Source organism: Ureibacillus chungkukjangi (genome assembly GCF_044795995.1).
Taxonomy (GTDB): Bacteria; Bacillota; Bacilli; order Bacillales_A; family Planococcaceae; genus Ureibacillus; species Ureibacillus chungkukjangi.
Window position 1 is genome coordinate 3,831,706 of sequence record NZ_CP085009.1, and the last position, 17,030, is coordinate 3,848,735.

Consider the following 17,030-nt stretch of genomic DNA (forward strand, 5'->3'; position numbering starts at 1 on the left):
AGCTCTCACTCCTTTTTCTTTCAATTCTTTTAGATAGTAATAGATTTCAAAATTGTAAAAAGGGAGGCTAATCTCGCCCCCCTCATTCGTTCCATTCGTTTAAACGTAAATTTACGGATTAACTTTAGAGTTGAACACTTGATTACCGTCTACGTATTCTAGAACTGTTGCGGATTTAACTGGGTTGTGTTTTTCGTCAACTGAGAATGTACCTGTAATTAAACTTAGATCCTTTGTTTCAGCTAAAGCTTTTTGAATTGCTTCCCCATCTGTAGAGCCTGCACGTTCGATAGCATCCTTAATGTAGTAAACTGTGTCATAACCAAGTGCATGGAATGCGTTTGGCGATTCACTGTATTTTCCTTTAAATGCTTCAACAAATCCTTGAATTGTTTCTTCCGGATCCTGTGAAGAATAGTGATTTGTAATGAATGTGTTATTTAGTGCTTCTGCACCAGCAAGATCTACTAGAGTTGGAGAGTCCCAACCATCAGCCCCCATTAAAGGCGCTTCAATGCCTAATTCACGGGCTTGTTTAACAATTAACCCTACTTCTTCATAGTATCCAGGGATAAAGATGAAATCTGGATTTGCTGATTTGATACGAGTTAATGTTGATTTAAAGTCAGTATCATCTGCTACGTAAGCTTCTTCCGCTACTACCGTTCCGCCATTCGCTTCAATTTGTTCTTTAAATGACTTCGCTAACCCCTTAGCATAATCAGATGCATTATCCGCATAGATTGCTACATTTTTTGCTCCTAATTCGTTAGAGGCAAAGTTTGCTGCAACAATCCCTTGGAATGGGTCAATGAAGCAAGTACGGAATACGAAATCGTTCAATGTTCCGTCTTCATTTTCAGTTACAGTTGGAGCTGTTCCAGAAGCAGTAACTGTCGGGATTTTATATTGATTAGCAATTTGAGCTGTTGCAATAACGTTACCTGAAGTTGCTGGAGCAATCATTGCCGTAACCTTATCTTGTGTTGCAAGCTTAATCGCTGCATTTGTCGCTTCAGAGTTTTCTGATTTGTTATCTACTTTAACTAATTGAATTTGTTTTCCATCGATACCACCAGCGGCGTTGATTTCTTCAACTGCTAGCTCCGCTCCGTTTGCAATAGATGACCCATAAGAGGCTACCGCACCGGAAAGCTCTAAGTTTGCACCGATTTTAATTACATCGCTAGTAGTATCACTAGAAGAACCTCCACCAGATGTTGACGTCCCCTCAGAATTACAGCCTGCTAACGCCCCCATGATTAATGATGATGCTAAAAATACTGATGCAAATCTCTTTAATGTTTTCTTCTCTGCCATTTTGTTTTCCCCCCGAAAATAAGTTACATAGATTCTTAAGTTTTAATAATTATAATATTCAGACTACTTAACATCAATAGGTAATCTAAATATTCTGAAATTAATAGCTATAAAAATATATATCTTCAATCAATTGACTTTATGATTGTAAAACATTCTTTATATTTAGTCTAGTGTGATTTTTTAGTAAATTTAGATAACTAAATATTAATGCTGTGATTATATAACATTTTAGTAGATAGTTTCTAACTCCCTCAACACTATAAAAAGCTATCTTACAAATATAAAAGTTTAAATTAAACATTATTATTGGAGAGCATTTTCCTTTCACCTCTATCTAACAATATAAGATAGAGAAATTCAAATGTATGTAATTTCATCACTAATATTCTTTATTAAACAAACAGCAGCAAAAGAACCTAAATCAAAAAAAACTGACCAGAATATCACATTCTTAAGTCAGCTTTGCGCTCATCCTCTATGAAGGATGCTTTTTGACGGGAAGCAAATGGCAACGGTTGTCCCACAATCCTTTAAGCTTTCATATTTTATAGAACCATTGTATTTTTTTACTATATTATTACAAATCATTACACCGAGGCCAGTTCCTTTTGTCTTCAATGAATAAAAAGGTGTCCCTAATAAGGTCATTTGTTCTTCTGACATACCAACGCCATCATCAATTACTTTTATTTCAATCTTTTCATTCTTTAACTTTTTTGCTGTTATCAATATAGTTCCACCGGCCTTTGATGCTTCTATTGCATTTTTTACAACATTCACCAGCAATTGATGCAGCTCCATTTTATTTATTTCAATGTAACTACCAGCTTCGACTACTACTTCAATTTTATTTTCATTTAAAATCCCATAGGATTGTAGTAGCTCAGCCACACTGTTAATAGCTCTCTCTATGTCTACACTCTCAGTATTTTGGTCCATTGTCGGCCTGGATAATGATAATAATTGGGAGATTACCTGTTCAGCACTATCTAGTTCATCTATTAAAAGAGGTAAGCTTTTTTTCATAGAATCATCTAAAGTTTTATCTTGTTCGTAAAGCTGTAAATACCCTTTAACCACTGTTAATGGGTTTCTAATCTCGTGTGCCACAGCAGCTGCTAACTCACCTGTTGTTTTTAATCGTTCTGAATGCTTTACCTGTTCATAATATAATTGCATTTTAGTGATACGATCTGAGGTGAAATGAAAAATGAAATATATAAATACCTGACTGCCTACAAAAGTGACAATATTTCCGATCGGGTCACTTGTCACATTCGGATAGAGACTTGTTTTCCCATTATTAACGAGAAAAATAACCGTAGCTACTATAAGAATTTGATTGATAAAAAGAGAAGCATAAAAGAGCTTCTTATCAAAAAATATAATAGAAATAGTTGGTATAAAGTAAATCAATAATATGGTAGACCCTGTTTCTGGGTAAATTAAAAATAATGTATAAAATAATAGAGTAGCCATTATTACGATTAACCATCGTATAATTCCTTTTTTATACTTCGGGTAAATTAATAAGCAACTTGCAAACAGGAATGCAAATAGGAGGTGGAAATAATATCCGATATTATCCTCCCCATAGAGTGGATTTTTTACAACTAATCCCGTAGTCATAATCCCTATCAAAAGATATATAATTATATAATACTTTTTCATACTAAATTTCGTTATAATTTCTTTCATATATTTTCAAATTAACCCTTCCTTGTTACTCACTCACTCAAGTTCTTTCTTCCTATGACAATTGTACCTTTATAAATTATTTACTACAATTAACTTTTGTCTATCATTTTTTTGCAATTCCCCTCATAGGATTAAATTTATTAGAATTTAATTTTTAAGGAGGAGGGGTACGATGAAGAAAATAGAGTGGAAAATATCCATTAAGCTTTTCCCGACTGTCTTACAATGGTTTCTGAATTTTTGCCTTGTTATTTTAGCCTTCATTCTATCATTCCTTCTACTAAAAGAAATAGTAGAATTTTTTAAGATATTATTATTAAGGGATAGTAGTGATTACACGCTTTTCCTTGCTAATATTCTTCTCTTCTTCTTATACTTCGAATTTATAACGATGATTGTTAAATATTTTAAAGATGATTATCATTTTCCTCTTCGTTATTTTCTCTACATCGGTATTACTGCGATGGTTCGCTTGATTATCGTTGATCATGAGCATCCTCTAGATACTTTGATTTTTTCGCTAGTTATTTTAATTTTAATTATTTGTTATTTCATCATTAACCTTACACCTCTTGAAAGACCAAAGCGTTCTCAGCTTTTTAATAAAAATGAAGAAAATTAAATTCAAAAAAGCCCCTTCCACCTAGCTTCTTCGCCTTTTGAAATCCTATTTCCTATCAATATAGATTCCCATATTTTTCATAAGTGCATACACTAATGAAAAAACGGAGGATTTTACGTCTTATGTATAATGGCTATCCCTATTATTACGCGCAATACTTCCCTACGAATACAAACCAAATCAATATGAACACACCTAATAATCCAGCAACACCTCAGTTTGTTCAAAGAAATCCACAGCAAAAACCAAGTGTTCAGCAACTTATGCAAACTATTCGCAGTCAGCATGGAAATCTGTACACACAGCTACAGCAGGCTGGTGTAAACAGACAGTTAATTGAAACGTTCTTTTTTTATGTAGTGAACTTTACAAGAAACCAAGCTAATATTAATCGACCTGCTAGTCAAGTTTACACACAGTTCCAAAGGGAAACACCTTGGTTTAATACCTTAGTACGTCAAATGAATCTACCTTTAAGCACCCTCGATAGAATTCTAACAAGAGTGATTGAGATTGCTCTAAACATCCTTAGAGGAGGTCAGCCGAGCCCTGGTCCAGCCCCGGCTCCGACACCTACACCAACTCCTACACCCACTCCTGGTCAGGGCTGGGCTAATTGGGAAAGCCTTGGGGGTACAATCGTTGATGCACCTGCTGCTTCATCTTGGGGACCAAACCGCCTAGATGTTTTTGCTAGAGGAACTGATAATGCCCTTTACCATATTTGGTGGGACGGTAGCCAATGGAGTAGCTGGGAAAACCTTGGGGGTGGCTTAACTTCAGCACCAGCCGCTGTTTCTTGGGGTGCAAATCGTATTGATGTCTTTGTTAGAGGTACCGATAACGCCCTTTACCACAAATGGTGGGACGGTAGCCAATGGAGCGATTGGGAGAATCTTGGGGGTACATTAACAAGCGGTCCTGCTGTTTCCTCACGTCGTTCCAACCAATTAGATGTATTTGTTAGAGGAACTGGCAATCGACTGTATAAAAGAACGTGGAACGGATCTACCTGGGAAGAATGGGAGGATCTTGGCGGAAACTTAAACTCTGAACCAGCAGCCGTTTCGTGGGGACCAAACCGTATTGATGTCTTTGCGAGAGGACAAAACAATGATTTAATTCACAAATGGTGGAGCGGCACTACTTGGAGTGATTGGGAGAGCCTTGGGGGTACATTAACAAGTGCACCAACTGTTTCTTCACGCCGCGCAAATCACCTGGACGTCTTTTCAAGAGGAACAGGGAATCGTCTATATAAACGCACATGGAATGGTTCTCGTTGGGATAGCTGGGAATCCATCGGCGGCACTCTTACAAGTTCACCCGCTGCAGTTTCTTGGGGAGCTAACCGAACAGATGTATTTGCAAAAGGACAAAATAACGATTTAATTCACACATGGCAAGGGCAATAATCAGTAGCTCTTCTAATTTGTAAATGAGATATCACCAGAGCTAGATGGAGAAGGACCACTTCCTCATCTGGCTTTTTTTTATAAACCAGCCATATCAAAAATCCGTTTCAAAAGGACTCATCCTTTTGAAACGGATTTTCTAAATAAGTGCTATAAGCATTCCACCTACAACGCCCGTAATCACAATTATCCATGGGGCAAGCTTCCAATAAGTCAGCATACTGAATAATACAACTGCAAAAACAAAATCAATTGGGTCAATGATTGCTGAAGTGAAAATTGGGTCATAAAGAGCTGAAATCAAGATCCCTACTACCGCCGCATTCATTCCCATGAAGGCACCTTTCATTTTGCCGTTTCGGCGTAAGGCATTCCAGAAGGGTAGAGCACCGAAAACTAATAAAAATGCCGGTAAAAAGATTGCTACTGTTGCAAGAAGACCGCCTAGCCATCCATCCATAGTAGCGCCGATATAAGCCGCAAAGGTAAACATTGGTCCTGGTACTGCTTGAGTTGCCCCATAACCAGCTAAAAAGGCTTCTTCATTAATTAAGCCTGTCGGAACAAACTCCCGCTCTAATAACGGTAAAACAACGTGTCCCCCGCCAAAGACTAGCGCTCCTGCACGATAAAAGCTATCGAACATCGCCACTAAACGCGAGGACGTAACCTCCCTTAGAATCGGAAGAATAATCAATAGACCAAAAAATAACGTAAGACAAATAACTCCTAATTTCTTTGTTATCGGGAAGATAAGGTTAGATACATTTCCTTCGTTTACCTGTCTAAAAAGGAAGTACCCCAATACCCCTGCGAGCAATATAATTCCGACTTGAGCAAAGGCAGTCTGCCATAACAGAACGACGGCGATTGCAAAAATCGCAATGGCTTTTCGCGATAAATCAGGCGTTAAATTTTTGGCCATCCCTAAAATCGCATGAGCTACTACCGCAACGGCCACAATCTTCAGTCCATGTATCCATCCTGCATTACTTACATCTAGGCCCTGTACGAGCAATGCAAAAATAATTAATGCGATGACGGATGGCATTGTGAAGCCTAAAAACGAGATAATACCACCTAAAATACCACCTCTCATCACACCAATTCCAATACCTACCTGACTACTTGCTGGACCCGGCAGGAACTGACATAATGCCACTAGCTCGGCATAGGTTTTTTCATCGAGCCATTTTTTTCTTCGAATGTACTCCTCATGAAAATAGCCTAAATGTGCAGTCGGCCCTCCAAAGGAAGTGAAGCCTAATTTAGTTGATACTTTCAATATTTCAAACAAAGTTTTTAAAGAATTTGATCTTTCATTTGAATTCATAGTGATAGTTTATAGCTCCTCTTTTTTCATAAATCTTATCAAAGAAGAAATTTGTAAACAGCAATCTATTGGTATCTTTACAAAACTTTAAATTATAGCGGTATAACAATTCTCTTTCTTCTTATTTAATAGGAAAAGGAAGAGAAATCCAATGCTTACGAATTCTCTTCCTCCATTACTTATTAAACTTTTTTAATTTTCTCTACTTCCGCCACTTCTTCGATTTTTAAATCCTCCGTCACGTCCTCCATAACATCCTTAGTTGAAGTTTTAAATTCCCTTAGTGTATCACCAACCGCTCTTCCTAACTGTGGTAATTTTGATGGTCCAAAAATAATTAAAGCCAGGACCAGAATAATTATTAAACCTGGTACACCAATACTCGCCATTTTAATGCCCTCCATTTCTTTTTAAAAATTTTAAGTTAACTCTCCATTTTCGGAATAAGATAGCTCTCTTTCCTTTCGCTTCTTTTCAGCCCAGCTAGAAACACTAATACTAATTTCAAATAGAAGTAAAAGCGGAACAATGATAACAAAATCTGAAATGAAATCTGGTGGAGAAATCGAGACGCCCACAATGATTAAGATAAAGTAAGCAACCTTTCGCATTTTACGAAGCTTATCCGGCGTAACGACCCCTATGTTTGTTAAAAACAAAATCACTACTGGCAGCTCAAATACGAGCCCAACTGGAATGGTCAGATTAAAAAGCAATGAAAAGTATTGCTGAATTCCATAGGTTTCAATCGCGCCAATCGATACATTCACATTGGATAAAAAATTAAGCATTAAAGGAAACAATATAAAATAGCTAAAACTAATTCCTAACAAAAATAAGAAAAAGGAAATAGGAATATAAAAAATTGTTCCCTTTGCTTCCCTCTCGCTTAGTCCTGGCTTCACAAATAACCAAATCTGCCATAATGCTATAGGAAGCGTGATCAATATCCCTAAAATCAGGGCACACTTCACATAAATCATTAAGCCATCTGTGTAGCCGAATAGATTCCAATCTACACCCTGTGCTGTAGGCTGATCCTTAATGAAATTTAATGTTTTTGGCGCAAACCAAAAACCAACCAGCAGCGATAAAACTAAAGTAACAGCTACGATTATTACCCTTTTCCTTAATTCCTCTAAGTGTTCAACGAGCGTTAATTCATGTTCTTCCTTCATTTTTATCACCTTATTTTCTAATTAAGCCCAATTGTTTTTTATATTGTCTGCAGAAAAGTAAAAGTTATTCTAAATAAAATTGTTAAAAAATATATATATTTTCGAGCTAATTCGTCAAAATATTTAATAAGGATTTGACCAACATAGGGAATCATAGTAATATTTCTCTCATAATTCAAAAAGAATAGGTGTTTAAATTTGTCGAATTTATTTAGAAAAAAACAGATTGGTGATTTATTAAACAAGAGAGAAGGATCCGGGCTAAAGCAATCTTTAGGCGCATTTGATTTAATCATGCTAGGCGTTGGAGCTATCGTAGGAACAGGGATTTTCATTCTTCCTGGAACCGTTGCTGCCACACATTCCGGTCCCGCTATTGTCTTCTCTTTTATCATTGCAGCTTTTGTTTGTGCTTTAGCTGGAATGTGTTACTCTGAGTTCTCATCTGCTATCCCCGTAACCGGTAGTGCTTATACATATGGATACATTGTATTTGGTGAGATTATCGCGTGGCTTGTAGGCTGGGCACTCGTACTAGAATACGGTTTAGCCTCTGCATCCGTTGCAACAGGCTGGTCATCTTATTTAATCTCTTTATTGGAAGGGCTAAATATTACGATTCCACACAGCCTGTCTGGACCATTTGATCCTGCAGGTGGCACATATATTAACCTACCGGCAGTACTTATCGTTTTAGCCATTTCTTATTTACTTTCACGAGGAATGCAGGAATCGGCGAAAATCAATAAAATTATGGTTTTTGTTAAAGTAGGAGTCATTTTGCTCTTTATCGTAGTTGGAGTCTTCTATGTGAAGCCAGATAATTGGCAACCATTCATGCCCTTTGGATTTGATGGTGTCTTAGCAGGTGCAGCATTAGTATTCTTTGCTTTCTTAGGGTTCGATGCTGTCTCTGCTGCTGCAGAAGAGGTAAAGAATCCACAGAGAAACTTACCAATTGGGATCATTGGTTCATTATTAGTTTGTTCTTTGCTTTACATTACTATTTCCTTAGTGATGACTGGGATCGCTCCTTATACAGACTTAAATGTTAGTAACCCTGTGAGCTTTGTTATTCAACTAGTTGGTCAAGACTGGATCGCTGGGGTAATTTCCTTAGGTGCAGTTACAGGAATGATGACAGTAATTCTTGTAATGTTATATGGAGGATCTAGACTTCTTTTTGCCATCGCTCGAGATGGTCTGCTTCCAAAAGTATTATATAAAGTAAATCCTAAGAGCCAAAGTCCTGTCTTTAACACATGGATTTTCGGAGTAGCTGTAGCCTTTTGTGCAGGATTTATTCCTTTAAGTAAGCTAGCTGAGCTAGTAAATATGGGAACTTTAATTGCCTTTATGATTGTTTCGATTGGAATTCTCTTCTTAAGAAAAAATAAAGATATTCCAGCTGGCGGCTTTAAGGTACCACTGTTCCCTGTGCTTCCGATTTTATCGTTCTTTGCTTGTCTATTTTTAATCACTCAATTATCTGTTGATACATGGATTGCTTGTGGTATCTGGTTCGTAATTGGGCTAATTTTCTACTTTATCTATGGACGAAAAAACAGTAAATTAATTCATTAAGTAAAAAGGTGAGTCCTCATGAAACACAGGACTCACCTTTTTCAGTCTTCATTTTGTAAAAATTTTTCATAAAGATATGCACACCACTTACAATTTTCGTTCTCTTTTATATTTTTTAATAATCCTACTAGTACGACTCTGCTTAATGTTGGCTCTTGTAAATCTGCTTTTAATAATTGTAAAGATTCCTCTACAAGTGAATCATCGCGAATCTCTTCTTGTATAGTATTTATGAGTTCAATCAATTGGTCCTTCGTATATTTTGGAATTTGATTGATATAAGCTAAATAATCAGCTGTCACGACTTGGATTGTTGCGTTTTGGGCAACAAGTGTCACTTTTTCAACAATTGATTTACATAACAAGCTTAAATCTAACTTGTAATTATCAAGCAAGAATAATTCTGAATAGCTTTTTACGAAGCCATTAATCGTAAATACTAAATCTAAATACATATTGGGAGGAGTCTGGGCAAATTGTCTTTCAACAATCGAATAAATTATTCGATTGAACATAGCCATGTAAGTCTGCATTCTCTCAAAAAGGTCCTTATTATACGATAAGACCTGCTCCGTCATAAAGAATTTAGCAAAATTAGATTGTTGTTGAAACTCGCCTAATGATATATATAAGAAGTTATATAGTAGCTCCTCACGCGATTGCGTCGCACTGACCGACTGTTCAAGTTCAGTAATAATACTAGTCATAAAATGGTCAATTAAACTATTAATAAGCTCATCTTTCGACTTAAAATATAGATAAAAAGCTCCCTTTGATATCCCACATCGCTCTGTAATCTGCTGTACCGATGTTGCTTCGAAACCGTTTTCAGCAAACAATTCTAGCGATTTCTCCATTATGAGTTGTTTTTTAACCAATTTAAAACACTCCTACTCTTTCATTTGACAACTGACCAATTAGTCATTAGTATAAATAACTGTAGTAAAGTAGTCAAATTTTTAAGGGCAGGTGTAAAAGTGAAAGGTTTAGTAAATTTTGTACTGAAAAATAAACTAGCTGTATGGTTACTTACAATTATTATTACTGTATCTGGTATTTATTCTGCTTCAAGAATGAAAATGGAGTCAATTCCTGATATTTCAATTCCTTACTTAATTGTTATGGGTGTCTATCCAGGCGCTACTCCTGAGCAAGTAATGAACGAATTGTCAATTCCGATGGAAAAAGCGGTTGAAGGACTAGAAGACGTAAAAGCAGTTTACTCAAGTTCTTCATCAAACGTATCTCAGATTCAGGTTGAATATGAATATGGCGTTGATATGGATGAGAAAAAACGTCAACTAGAATCAGCGCTTGACGGTGTTACTCTACCAGAAAAAGTAGAATCACCATCTATTATGGCTATTAGCATGAATATGATGCCAGTTGTTGCGCTTTCAATTAGTAGTACTGAAGAAGATATTGTTGAGTTAACATCAACAGTTGAAGATATCCTACTTCCAAAAATCGAGAAAATTGATGGTGTTGCTTCGGCTACTATCACTGGTCAACATATTGAAGAAGTAGAATTTACATTTGATGATGCAAAAATGGCATCACTTGGCCTAACAGAAGACACTATAAAGCAAATGGTTCAAGCAAGTGATATGGCTTTATCATTAGGGCTATATAAGTTTGTCGAAGGCGAAGAGGCCGTTTCAGTTGATGGGGATATCCAAACAGTCGATCAGTTAAACGATATGCTAATCCCTGTAACACCAACTGCTGAAAACCCATCACCATTTGTTAAGCTTGGTGAGATTGCGAAAATCGAAACAGTAGGTAAGGTTCAATCTGTTTCACGTACAAATGGTGAAGATGCCATTGCCATCCAAATTGTTAAAGGGCAAGAGGCTAACACTGTAACTGTAGTAAATGCTGTAAAGGATTTAATGGAAGAAGAAGAGGCTAATATCGATGGCTTAGTTGTTGATTTATCCCTTGACCAAGGTAAACCAATCGAGGATTCAGTTTTCTCAATGGTTGAAAAGGCTGTATTCGGTGGTTTAATCGCTGTATTAATCATCCTTTTATTCTTACGAGACTTTAAATCTACTATTATTTCGATAATCTCTATTCCAGTTTCGATCTTTATGGCCCTACTATTATTAAACTGGTTAGATATCACATTAAATATTATGACGTTAGGTGCTATTACAGTTGCGATTGGTCGTGTTATCGATGACTCTATCGTAGTAGTAGAAAATATCTATCGTCGTATGCACTTAAAAGAAGAAAAACTTCGTGGCCGTGCGTTAATTCGCGAAGCAACGATTGAAATGTTTAAACCAATTCTTTCTTCTACATTAGTAACTATAGCAGTATTTGCACCATTACTATTTGTAGGTGGTATGGTTGGAGAGTTATTCATGCCATTTGCTTTAACAATGGCATTTGCATTAGGGGCTTCCCTACTTGTTGCGATTACAATCGTACCAGCACTGTCTCATTTCTTATTCCGTAAAAAGCTTTATGGTGAGAAGACAGAAAAAGCTCATAAAGAAGTTGGAAAGCTTGCTTTATGGTACCGTGGTATTCTAGAAAAAGCTTTAAACCATAAATGGATCACTTCAATCATTGCAATTGTTATCTTAGCTGGTTCACTTGCACTTACACCTTTAATCGGATTTAGCTTCATGGGTTCTGCTGAGGAAAAAGTTATGTACTTAACTTATACTCCTAAAGCTGGAGAGCTTGCTGAACAAACAGAAGAAAATATCGAAGCAGTTGAGCAAGAGTTGATGAAACGCGACGATATTGATGTTCTACAATTATCGATTACAGATTCATCTAGCGCAGATCCAACTGCTATGATGATGGGTGGCGGTGGAGGCGGTGCATTAATGTACCTAATCTTCGACCCAGATATGAAGAACTTCCCTGAGGCAAGAGAAGAAGTTGAAGAGTATGTGTTTAACCTTGGTCAATCTGGCGAATGGAAATCACAAAACTTCACTTCAATGTCTATGTCAACTAATGAAGTAAGCTACACACTTTACAGTGAAGATTTAGATGATTTAATGACAGCTGTTTCTCAAGTAGAAACTGCTTTAGGAGAAATTGAAGGTCTTAAGGATATCTCTTCTGATGCAGAGGATCCATATGTAGAAAATGTCTTTAAGGTTTCTCAGGAGCATGTCCTTCAATATGGTCTAACAACTGGCCAAATTGTAATGGCATTATCAAATACAGGCTCTGACGAAGTATTAACTAAGGTTGAAAATGACGGAAATGAAATTGACGTTATTATTCAACGAGAAGCAAAAGCTGCTCCAGAATCTATTGATGATTTACTTGCTACTGAAATTCCAACGGCTCTTGGTACAACAATGCCGTTATCAGAATTAGTAGAGCTTGAAAAAGGAACTACATTAAATACTTTAAGTCGTTCTGCTGGTGAGTACTATGCAACAGTTTCAGGCACTATTATTGGTGATGATATTTCTGTAGCAACTGGTGAAGCAGACAAAAAAATTAACGATCTTGAATTACCAAAAGGTGTTACAAGTGGTGTTGCAGGTGTTGCAGCAGATATGACTGAAACATTTACACAATTAGGTGTTGCAATGATTGCCGCAATTCTAATTGTCTACTTCATCCTTGTTGTTACATTTGGTGAAGGATTAGCGCCATTTGCGATTCTATTCTCATTACCGTTCACAGTAATAGGTGCGTTTATCGGTTTATTCGTAACAAACCATACCATTTCTGTTCAAGTAATGATGGGGCTATTGATGTTAATCGGTATTGTTGTAACAAATGCCATTGTATTAGTAGACCGTATAATCCATATGGAACGTGATGGAATGGTGATGCGTGAAGCGATTCTTGAAGCAGGAGCTACACGTTTACGTCCAATCTTAATGACTGCAATTGCAACAATCGGTGCGATGGTTCCTATGGCACTAGGTGTTGGCGGCGGTGGCGGACTAATGTCAGCTGACCTTGCTATCACAGTAATCGGTGGTCTATTAAGCTCTACATTGCTAACATTAGTAATCGTTCCAATCGTTTACGAGCTTCTTTCTAAAATGTTAAAGAAAAATCGTAAAGATATCGAAGAAGACTAATAAGAAATCGAAAGGTGTCTCATTATGAGGCACCTTTTTTTATTGGAGCTAAACCTTGCCAGAATATTTTTGCGATTTTTTGATTTAACTGGCAAGGGTGTAATATGATAATAGTGGGGTGATGGAATGAGCTTAAAAATCTATTTAGATAACGATCAATTTGTGGCAGGGACAACCTTAAAGAATTCTGATAGTCCAGAACAGAATAATATGGCGCTTCATATATGTGAAGACCCACTGAATATACTTGAGAATCGCCAAAAACTCGCTTCAACTTTGAAATGTGGCATTAATGATTTTGTTTGTGCCAATCAAACTCATAGCGCTAACGTGCATCAGGTAAACTTATCCGATAAAGGGCGAGGTTCTCAAACTACCGAGGATGCTGTAGCAGATACAGATGCCCTTTATACATTTGAGTCGAATACCCTTCTCTGTTCGTTCACAGCAGATTGTGTTCCTGTTATCTTCTACAATGAAGCTAATGGTCTTTCAGGGGTTATCCACTCAGGCTGGCAGGGCACTGTAAAGGAAATTACTCTCAAGACATTTCAACAAATACTAGAAAAAAACCAAAGTGATCCTAAGAACATTCAGGTCATACTTGGACCAGCCCTTAGCCAGGAGAAATTTGAGGTGGACGTCGATGTCTATGAAAAGTTTGCAGCACTTGGCTATGCAGAGGATTTTATGTACTTTAACAAAGAAACAAACAAATACCATATCGACAACCAGTTAACCGTAAAAAAACAATGTGAGCTTGCGGGTATTCCTTCCGAAAATATAAAGATTGATCAAACATGTACCTTTAAAAGTGAAGATGGCTTCTCTTATCGACAGGATAAAAAAAGCGGTAGGCATTTAAGCTTTATCATGAGAAAAGAAAGCTAAAACTAAAAAAACATGAGTTCGAAATCTATTTCGAGTTCATGTTTTTTATATGCACGTTTATTTTCTTAACCTTGCCAATACCTTTTTTGCATTCTTCGCTGTATACATTTGTTGATCTGCTTCACTATATAAGCATTCCATATTTCGAATTGATGAATTAATGTAGGCATACCCTACGGACATATGAATTGGGAGTGATTCATTAAAGGTATTGTGATAATTTAAGTTTTGAATGACTTTATTGATAAATGCAACTACATCCTCCTCGACTACATTTGGTAAAAGTATCGAGAATTCATCTCCACCAATTCGAGCAATAACCATTTCCTCACTGGCACAATTTGTTAAAATATTCGCCGCTTCAATGATTAATCGATCTCCTGCTTGGTGCCCGTTATTATCGTTTATATATTTTAATTGGTCTAAATCACAGATAATGACACCCATTGGAACGTCCTTCAGCCTATTGTAGATGCCCATTTTTGTTTGGAAATACGTACGATTAAAGACATTTGTTAACCCATCATGGGAAACCTCATACTCTAACTGCTGCTGTAATTTCATTTTATCATCAATATTTCGGTAGATCCCTTGAACGGCTATCATCCTACCTTCCTTATAAACCGGTGTAGCATGTTCTTCAAACCAAATATAATTCCCCTTATCATTCATAAGACGAAAGATTATTGGTTTACTAAAATCCCATTCTCCTGATATTTTACTTTCCAACTTTTCATAATCATCTGGGTGAACAATTTCGAAAACCCTATTAGGATTTTTCATATGCTCCTGATAAGAATTTGCACCTAATTGATTAACTCCAGGGCTTAAATAACGATATTTTAATTGCGGTGTTTCGCAATAGTAAATGATATCTTTTGCATTTTCAACTGTCTCAATTAGCGGTTTTAAGTAGTCCATTTTCCCTTTTAATCGAGCCAGTTTAAAGTGTTGTACTGCAATAAAGGCTATTAAAAGTATGATTCCTACTCCTAGTACAACCAACCACATAAAAAACACCACGTTTCTACTATAATCATAAAATGCTCATCGGAAGGTTTAGTTTCCTTTATCTTCCTTCTATTATAGTACTATATTAACACTGTTTTAATAGTAAAAACTCTAAAAATTGAAATTTTCTCCAATCCATTTTCTTACATCATTAATTAGATCATATAAGGATGCACCCTTTTTATGTTTTTGAATATCCTACAAAGAATGTGATTTTTAAAAACAAAATCCGACGTGTTTTGAAATGATTCGTTGGAGGATGGGAGAAGCATGAAAAGACTATCACTTTTTCTTTCACTTTTCGCTTTCGTTTTTTTAGTTGGTTGCAGTGAAAAAGATTCTAAAAAAGAGACAACAACAGAGGAGCCAGTTGTAACGGACGAACCTACTACAACTGAAGAAGAGACAGAGACGGAAACTGAAACTGAGCCTTCTAATCCCGATTTAGATTTAGCAATGGAGTTTACAAATTATATAGACCAAATCATTTTACTAGCTCCTGAAGAGGATCGAATTATTAGTCTGTATGATAGTGTGACTGGAGTTAACTATGTAAATGACGAAATTCTTTACTATACTCTTTTAGACGATGTACTTCCAAGCTATCGCCAATTCGTTGTAGATTTAGAGTCCATTATGCCCAAAAATTCGCGAATTCAGGAACTTCACGAATTATATATTGAAGGAGCAAATACACAATATAATGCCTTTACATTAATGGTTTCAGCCATAGAAAAACAAGATATGGATACAATGACACAGGCTAACCAAGGTTTAGACCAAGCACGAGCATTGCTTCGTGATTGGTTATATGAAGTCGATGCCATTTCAATTGAAACAGGTGTTAGCATACAATAGCGCCGCATATTGTCTCAAAAGTTTGCAGTTTAAACTTTTGAGCATTTTTTTATGGCATTTAGCGAAAAACTAAATTTCTAATGATAAAAATTCCACCAGAAGCCATATTAAATAGGAATTCAAATTGAAAGGGGTTTTTCCTTATGGGAAGAGACGATAGCAAAAGTAAAGGCACTAACAAGCAGTCACTACCTCAAACACCTGGAAACGCAAAAATAGCACCGGGTGAAATGCGAGAAGAAATTGCTCAAGAACTAAACCATCTTCACCAATTGGCTCAAAAAGCTAAGAAGAACCAGAAATAAGGAGGCGGCTTTCCTTGGATTATCAACGAGCACAAGATATTGTTGCCTCATCTAAAGAGTTTGAAGTTAGCTATAACGGTGTTTCTATATGGATTGATAAACTACATGAAGATGGTAAAACAGCTACAGTTCACTTAAGACATGCTCACGAAGAGCGATCAGAAGTCGATGTTTCAGAGCTTAAAGAAGAATACCTCATCCAATAAAGATACAATCCCACTGACTTAGTATTCAGTGGGATTTTCATTTACATACATTCCTTTTGAAAGACATACCATTTGATAAATACATCACTAAAATACGCACCAATACAAAACTAAACAGATTAATAATGGAAAAATCCGTTAATAATGCATAAGAAAGTTTTACCAATTGTAAAGGAAGGTACTATGGGTAAAAAGAACATTATGTTATTTGGGATTTCCATTGCCTTTTTAAACCTGTTTGATGGCATAGTAACAAACTATGGATTAATGAAAAAACTAATCGAAGAAATGAATCCCATTATGAATTTCCTTATCTCCATTAATCCTGCATTATTTTTAGGTTTAAAAGTAGGCTTATCTCTTCTTATTCTTTTTGTTTCTTATTGGGTTTATACAAATAGTAAAGCGCACTTTCAAAAACTCTATCTGCTAACTCTAGTCGGTGTTTTTTGCCTTTATTTCGGTATTTGTGGTGTACATCTATATTGGTTATCCTTCATTTAACACAGGATTGATTCCTATTAGATGTTTTTAGA

16 protein-coding genes are annotated in these 17,030 nt (G+C 36.3%); 9 read left to right on the forward strand and 7 right to left on the reverse strand.

The features are described from left to right. Window positions 1–111 precede the first annotated feature (111 nt). Entirely contained in the window at window positions 112–1,320 is a 1,209-nt protein-coding gene (locus LG296_RS18960) for an ABC transporter substrate-binding protein (protein ID WP_404427251.1), read from the reverse strand. A 471-nt stretch (window positions 1,321–1,791) separates the two neighbouring features. Continuing rightward, on the reverse strand, window positions 1,792–3,021 hold the full coding sequence (locus LG296_RS18965) for an ATP-binding protein (protein ID WP_404427252.1): 1,230 nt from the start codon (window positions 3,019–3,021) through the stop codon (window positions 1,792–1,794). Between the two features lie 172 nt (window positions 3,022–3,193). On the opposite strand from LG296_RS18965, the gene psiE reads away from it, so the two are divergent. Further along, window positions 3,194–3,643, forward strand: coding sequence for a phosphate-starvation-inducible protein PsiE (gene psiE / locus LG296_RS18970; RefSeq protein WP_107932208.1), 450 nt, complete (start codon window positions 3,194–3,196; stop codon window positions 3,641–3,643). A 122-nt stretch (window positions 3,644–3,765) separates the two neighbouring features. After that, window positions 3,766–5,058: a sialidase gene (locus LG296_RS18975; protein WP_404427253.1), complete on the forward strand. Its 1,293-nt coding sequence runs from the start codon at window positions 3,766–3,768 to the stop codon at window positions 5,056–5,058. A gap of 139 nt (window positions 5,059–5,197) precedes the next feature. Here the strand turns inward: LG296_RS18975 and LG296_RS18980 are convergent, their stop codons facing one another. The 3 genes from LG296_RS18980 to tatC all read right to left on the reverse strand — a co-directional run bounded on the left by LG296_RS18980 (window position 5,198) and on the right by tatC (window position 7,569). Further along, window positions 5,198–6,391: a chromate transporter gene (locus LG296_RS18980; protein WP_404427254.1), complete on the reverse strand. Its 1,194-nt coding sequence runs from the start codon at window positions 6,389–6,391 to the stop codon at window positions 5,198–5,200. Window positions 6,392–6,573: 182 nt separating this feature from the next. Then, window positions 6,574–6,780 carry a twin-arginine translocase TatA/TatE family subunit gene (gene tatA, locus LG296_RS18985; protein ID WP_107932204.1) on the reverse strand — a complete coding sequence of 69 codons (207 nt, stop codon included), beginning with the start codon at window positions 6,778–6,780 and terminating at the stop codon, window positions 6,574–6,576. A 30-nt stretch (window positions 6,781–6,810) separates the two neighbouring features. After that, on the reverse strand, window positions 6,811–7,569 hold the full coding sequence (tatC, locus tag LG296_RS18990) for a twin-arginine translocase subunit TatC (protein ID WP_107932202.1): 759 nt from the start codon (window positions 7,567–7,569) through the stop codon (window positions 6,811–6,813). A gap of 198 nt (window positions 7,570–7,767) precedes the next feature. On the opposite strand from tatC, the gene LG296_RS18995 reads away from it, so the two are divergent. Further along, window positions 7,768–9,153, forward strand: a complete 1,386-nt coding sequence (locus LG296_RS18995; protein WP_404427255.1) for an amino acid permease — start codon at window positions 7,768–7,770, stop codon at window positions 9,151–9,153. Window positions 9,154–9,194: 41 nt separating this feature from the next. On the opposite strand, the gene LG296_RS19000 is transcribed toward LG296_RS18995, so the two are convergent. Further along, window positions 9,195–10,031 (reverse strand): TetR/AcrR family transcriptional regulator, encoded by an 837-nt coding sequence (locus LG296_RS19000; protein WP_107932198.1) that lies wholly within the window; start codon window positions 10,029–10,031, stop codon window positions 9,195–9,197. 99 nt (window positions 10,032–10,130) lie between these two features. Between LG296_RS19000 and LG296_RS19005 the strand changes: the two genes are divergently transcribed. Together LG296_RS19005 and pgeF are read left to right on the forward strand one after the other, a co-directional pair. Beyond that, the gene (locus LG296_RS19005; RefSeq protein WP_107932197.1) at window positions 10,131–13,223 is read left to right on the forward strand and encodes an efflux RND transporter permease subunit; all 3,093 of its coding nucleotides are present in this window, start codon (window positions 10,131–10,133) and stop codon (window positions 13,221–13,223) included. Between the two features lie 126 nt (window positions 13,224–13,349). Next, window positions 13,350–14,114, forward strand: a complete 765-nt coding sequence (pgeF, locus tag LG296_RS19010) for a peptidoglycan editing factor PgeF (protein WP_107932195.1) — start codon at window positions 13,350–13,352, stop codon at window positions 14,112–14,114. 57 nt (window positions 14,115–14,171) lie between these two features. Here the strand turns inward: pgeF and LG296_RS19015 are convergent, their stop codons facing one another. Then, complete coding sequence (locus LG296_RS19015) at window positions 14,172–15,125, reverse strand: sensor domain-containing diguanylate cyclase (protein WP_107932193.1); 954 nt, start codon at window positions 15,123–15,125, stop codon at window positions 14,172–14,174. 270 nt (window positions 15,126–15,395) lie between these two features. Here LG296_RS19015 and LG296_RS19020 point away from each other — a divergent pair, with 270 nt between their 5' ends. The 4 genes from LG296_RS19020 to LG296_RS19035 all read left to right on the forward strand — a co-directional run bounded on the left by LG296_RS19020 (window position 15,396) and on the right by LG296_RS19035 (window position 16,998). After that, a complete protein-coding gene (locus LG296_RS19020) occupies window positions 15,396–15,983 on the forward strand; it encodes a hypothetical protein (RefSeq protein ID WP_107932191.1) in 588 nt (195 codons plus the stop codon). 143 nt (window positions 15,984–16,126) lie between these two features. Continuing rightward, window positions 16,127–16,288 carry a hypothetical protein gene (locus LG296_RS19025; protein WP_181417957.1) on the forward strand — a complete coding sequence of 54 codons (162 nt, stop codon included), beginning with the start codon at window positions 16,127–16,129 and terminating at the stop codon, window positions 16,286–16,288. Between the two features lie 14 nt (window positions 16,289–16,302). Further along, entirely contained in the window at window positions 16,303–16,494 is a 192-nt protein-coding gene (locus LG296_RS19030; RefSeq protein WP_107932189.1) for an H-type small acid-soluble spore protein, read from the forward strand. A 144-nt stretch (window positions 16,495–16,638) separates the two neighbouring features. Next, complete coding sequence (locus tag LG296_RS19035) at window positions 16,639–16,998, forward strand: DUF5658 family protein (RefSeq protein ID WP_107932187.1); 360 nt, start codon at window positions 16,639–16,641, stop codon at window positions 16,996–16,998. Window positions 16,999–17,030: the final 32 nt, after the last annotated feature.

What these genes read in the sequence shown, in the direction of transcription:
- LG296_RS19015 (WP_107932193.1), bottom strand. Translation starts at nt 15,125, where the DNA reads ATGTGGTTGGTTGTACTAGGAGTAGGAATCATACTTTTAATAGCCTTT.
- LG296_RS18960 (WP_404427251.1), bottom strand. Translation starts at nt 1,320, where the DNA reads ATGGCAGAGAAGAAAACATTAAAGAGATTTGCATCAGTATTTTTAGCA.
- LG296_RS18965 (WP_404427252.1), bottom strand. Translation starts at nt 3,021, where the DNA reads ATGAAAGAAATTATAACGAAATTTAGTATGAAAAAGTATTATATAATT.
- psiE (WP_107932208.1), top strand. Translation starts at nt 3,194, where the DNA reads ATGAAGAAAATAGAGTGGAAAATATCCATTAAGCTTTTCCCGACTGTC.
- LG296_RS19020 (WP_107932191.1), top strand. Translation starts at nt 15,396, where the DNA reads ATGAAAAGACTATCACTTTTTCTTTCACTTTTCGCTTTCGTTTTTTTA.
- LG296_RS18975 (WP_404427253.1), top strand. Translation starts at nt 3,766, where the DNA reads ATGTATAATGGCTATCCCTATTATTACGCGCAATACTTCCCTACGAAT.
- pgeF (WP_107932195.1), top strand. Translation starts at nt 13,350, where the DNA reads ATGAGCTTAAAAATCTATTTAGATAACGATCAATTTGTGGCAGGGACA.
- tatA (WP_107932204.1), bottom strand. Translation starts at nt 6,780, where the DNA reads ATGGCGAGTATTGGTGTACCAGGTTTAATAATTATTCTGGTCCTGGCT.
- tatC (WP_107932202.1), bottom strand. Translation starts at nt 7,569, where the DNA reads ATGAAGGAAGAACATGAATTAACGCTCGTTGAACACTTAGAGGAATTA.
- LG296_RS18980 (WP_404427254.1), bottom strand. Translation starts at nt 6,391, where the DNA reads ATGAATTCAAATGAAAGATCAAATTCTTTAAAAACTTTGTTTGAAATA.
- LG296_RS19025 (WP_181417957.1), top strand. Translation starts at nt 16,127, where the DNA reads ATGGGAAGAGACGATAGCAAAAGTAAAGGCACTAACAAGCAGTCACTA.
- LG296_RS19035 (WP_107932187.1), top strand. Translation starts at nt 16,639, where the DNA reads ATGCATAAGAAAGTTTTACCAATTGTAAAGGAAGGTACTATGGGTAAA.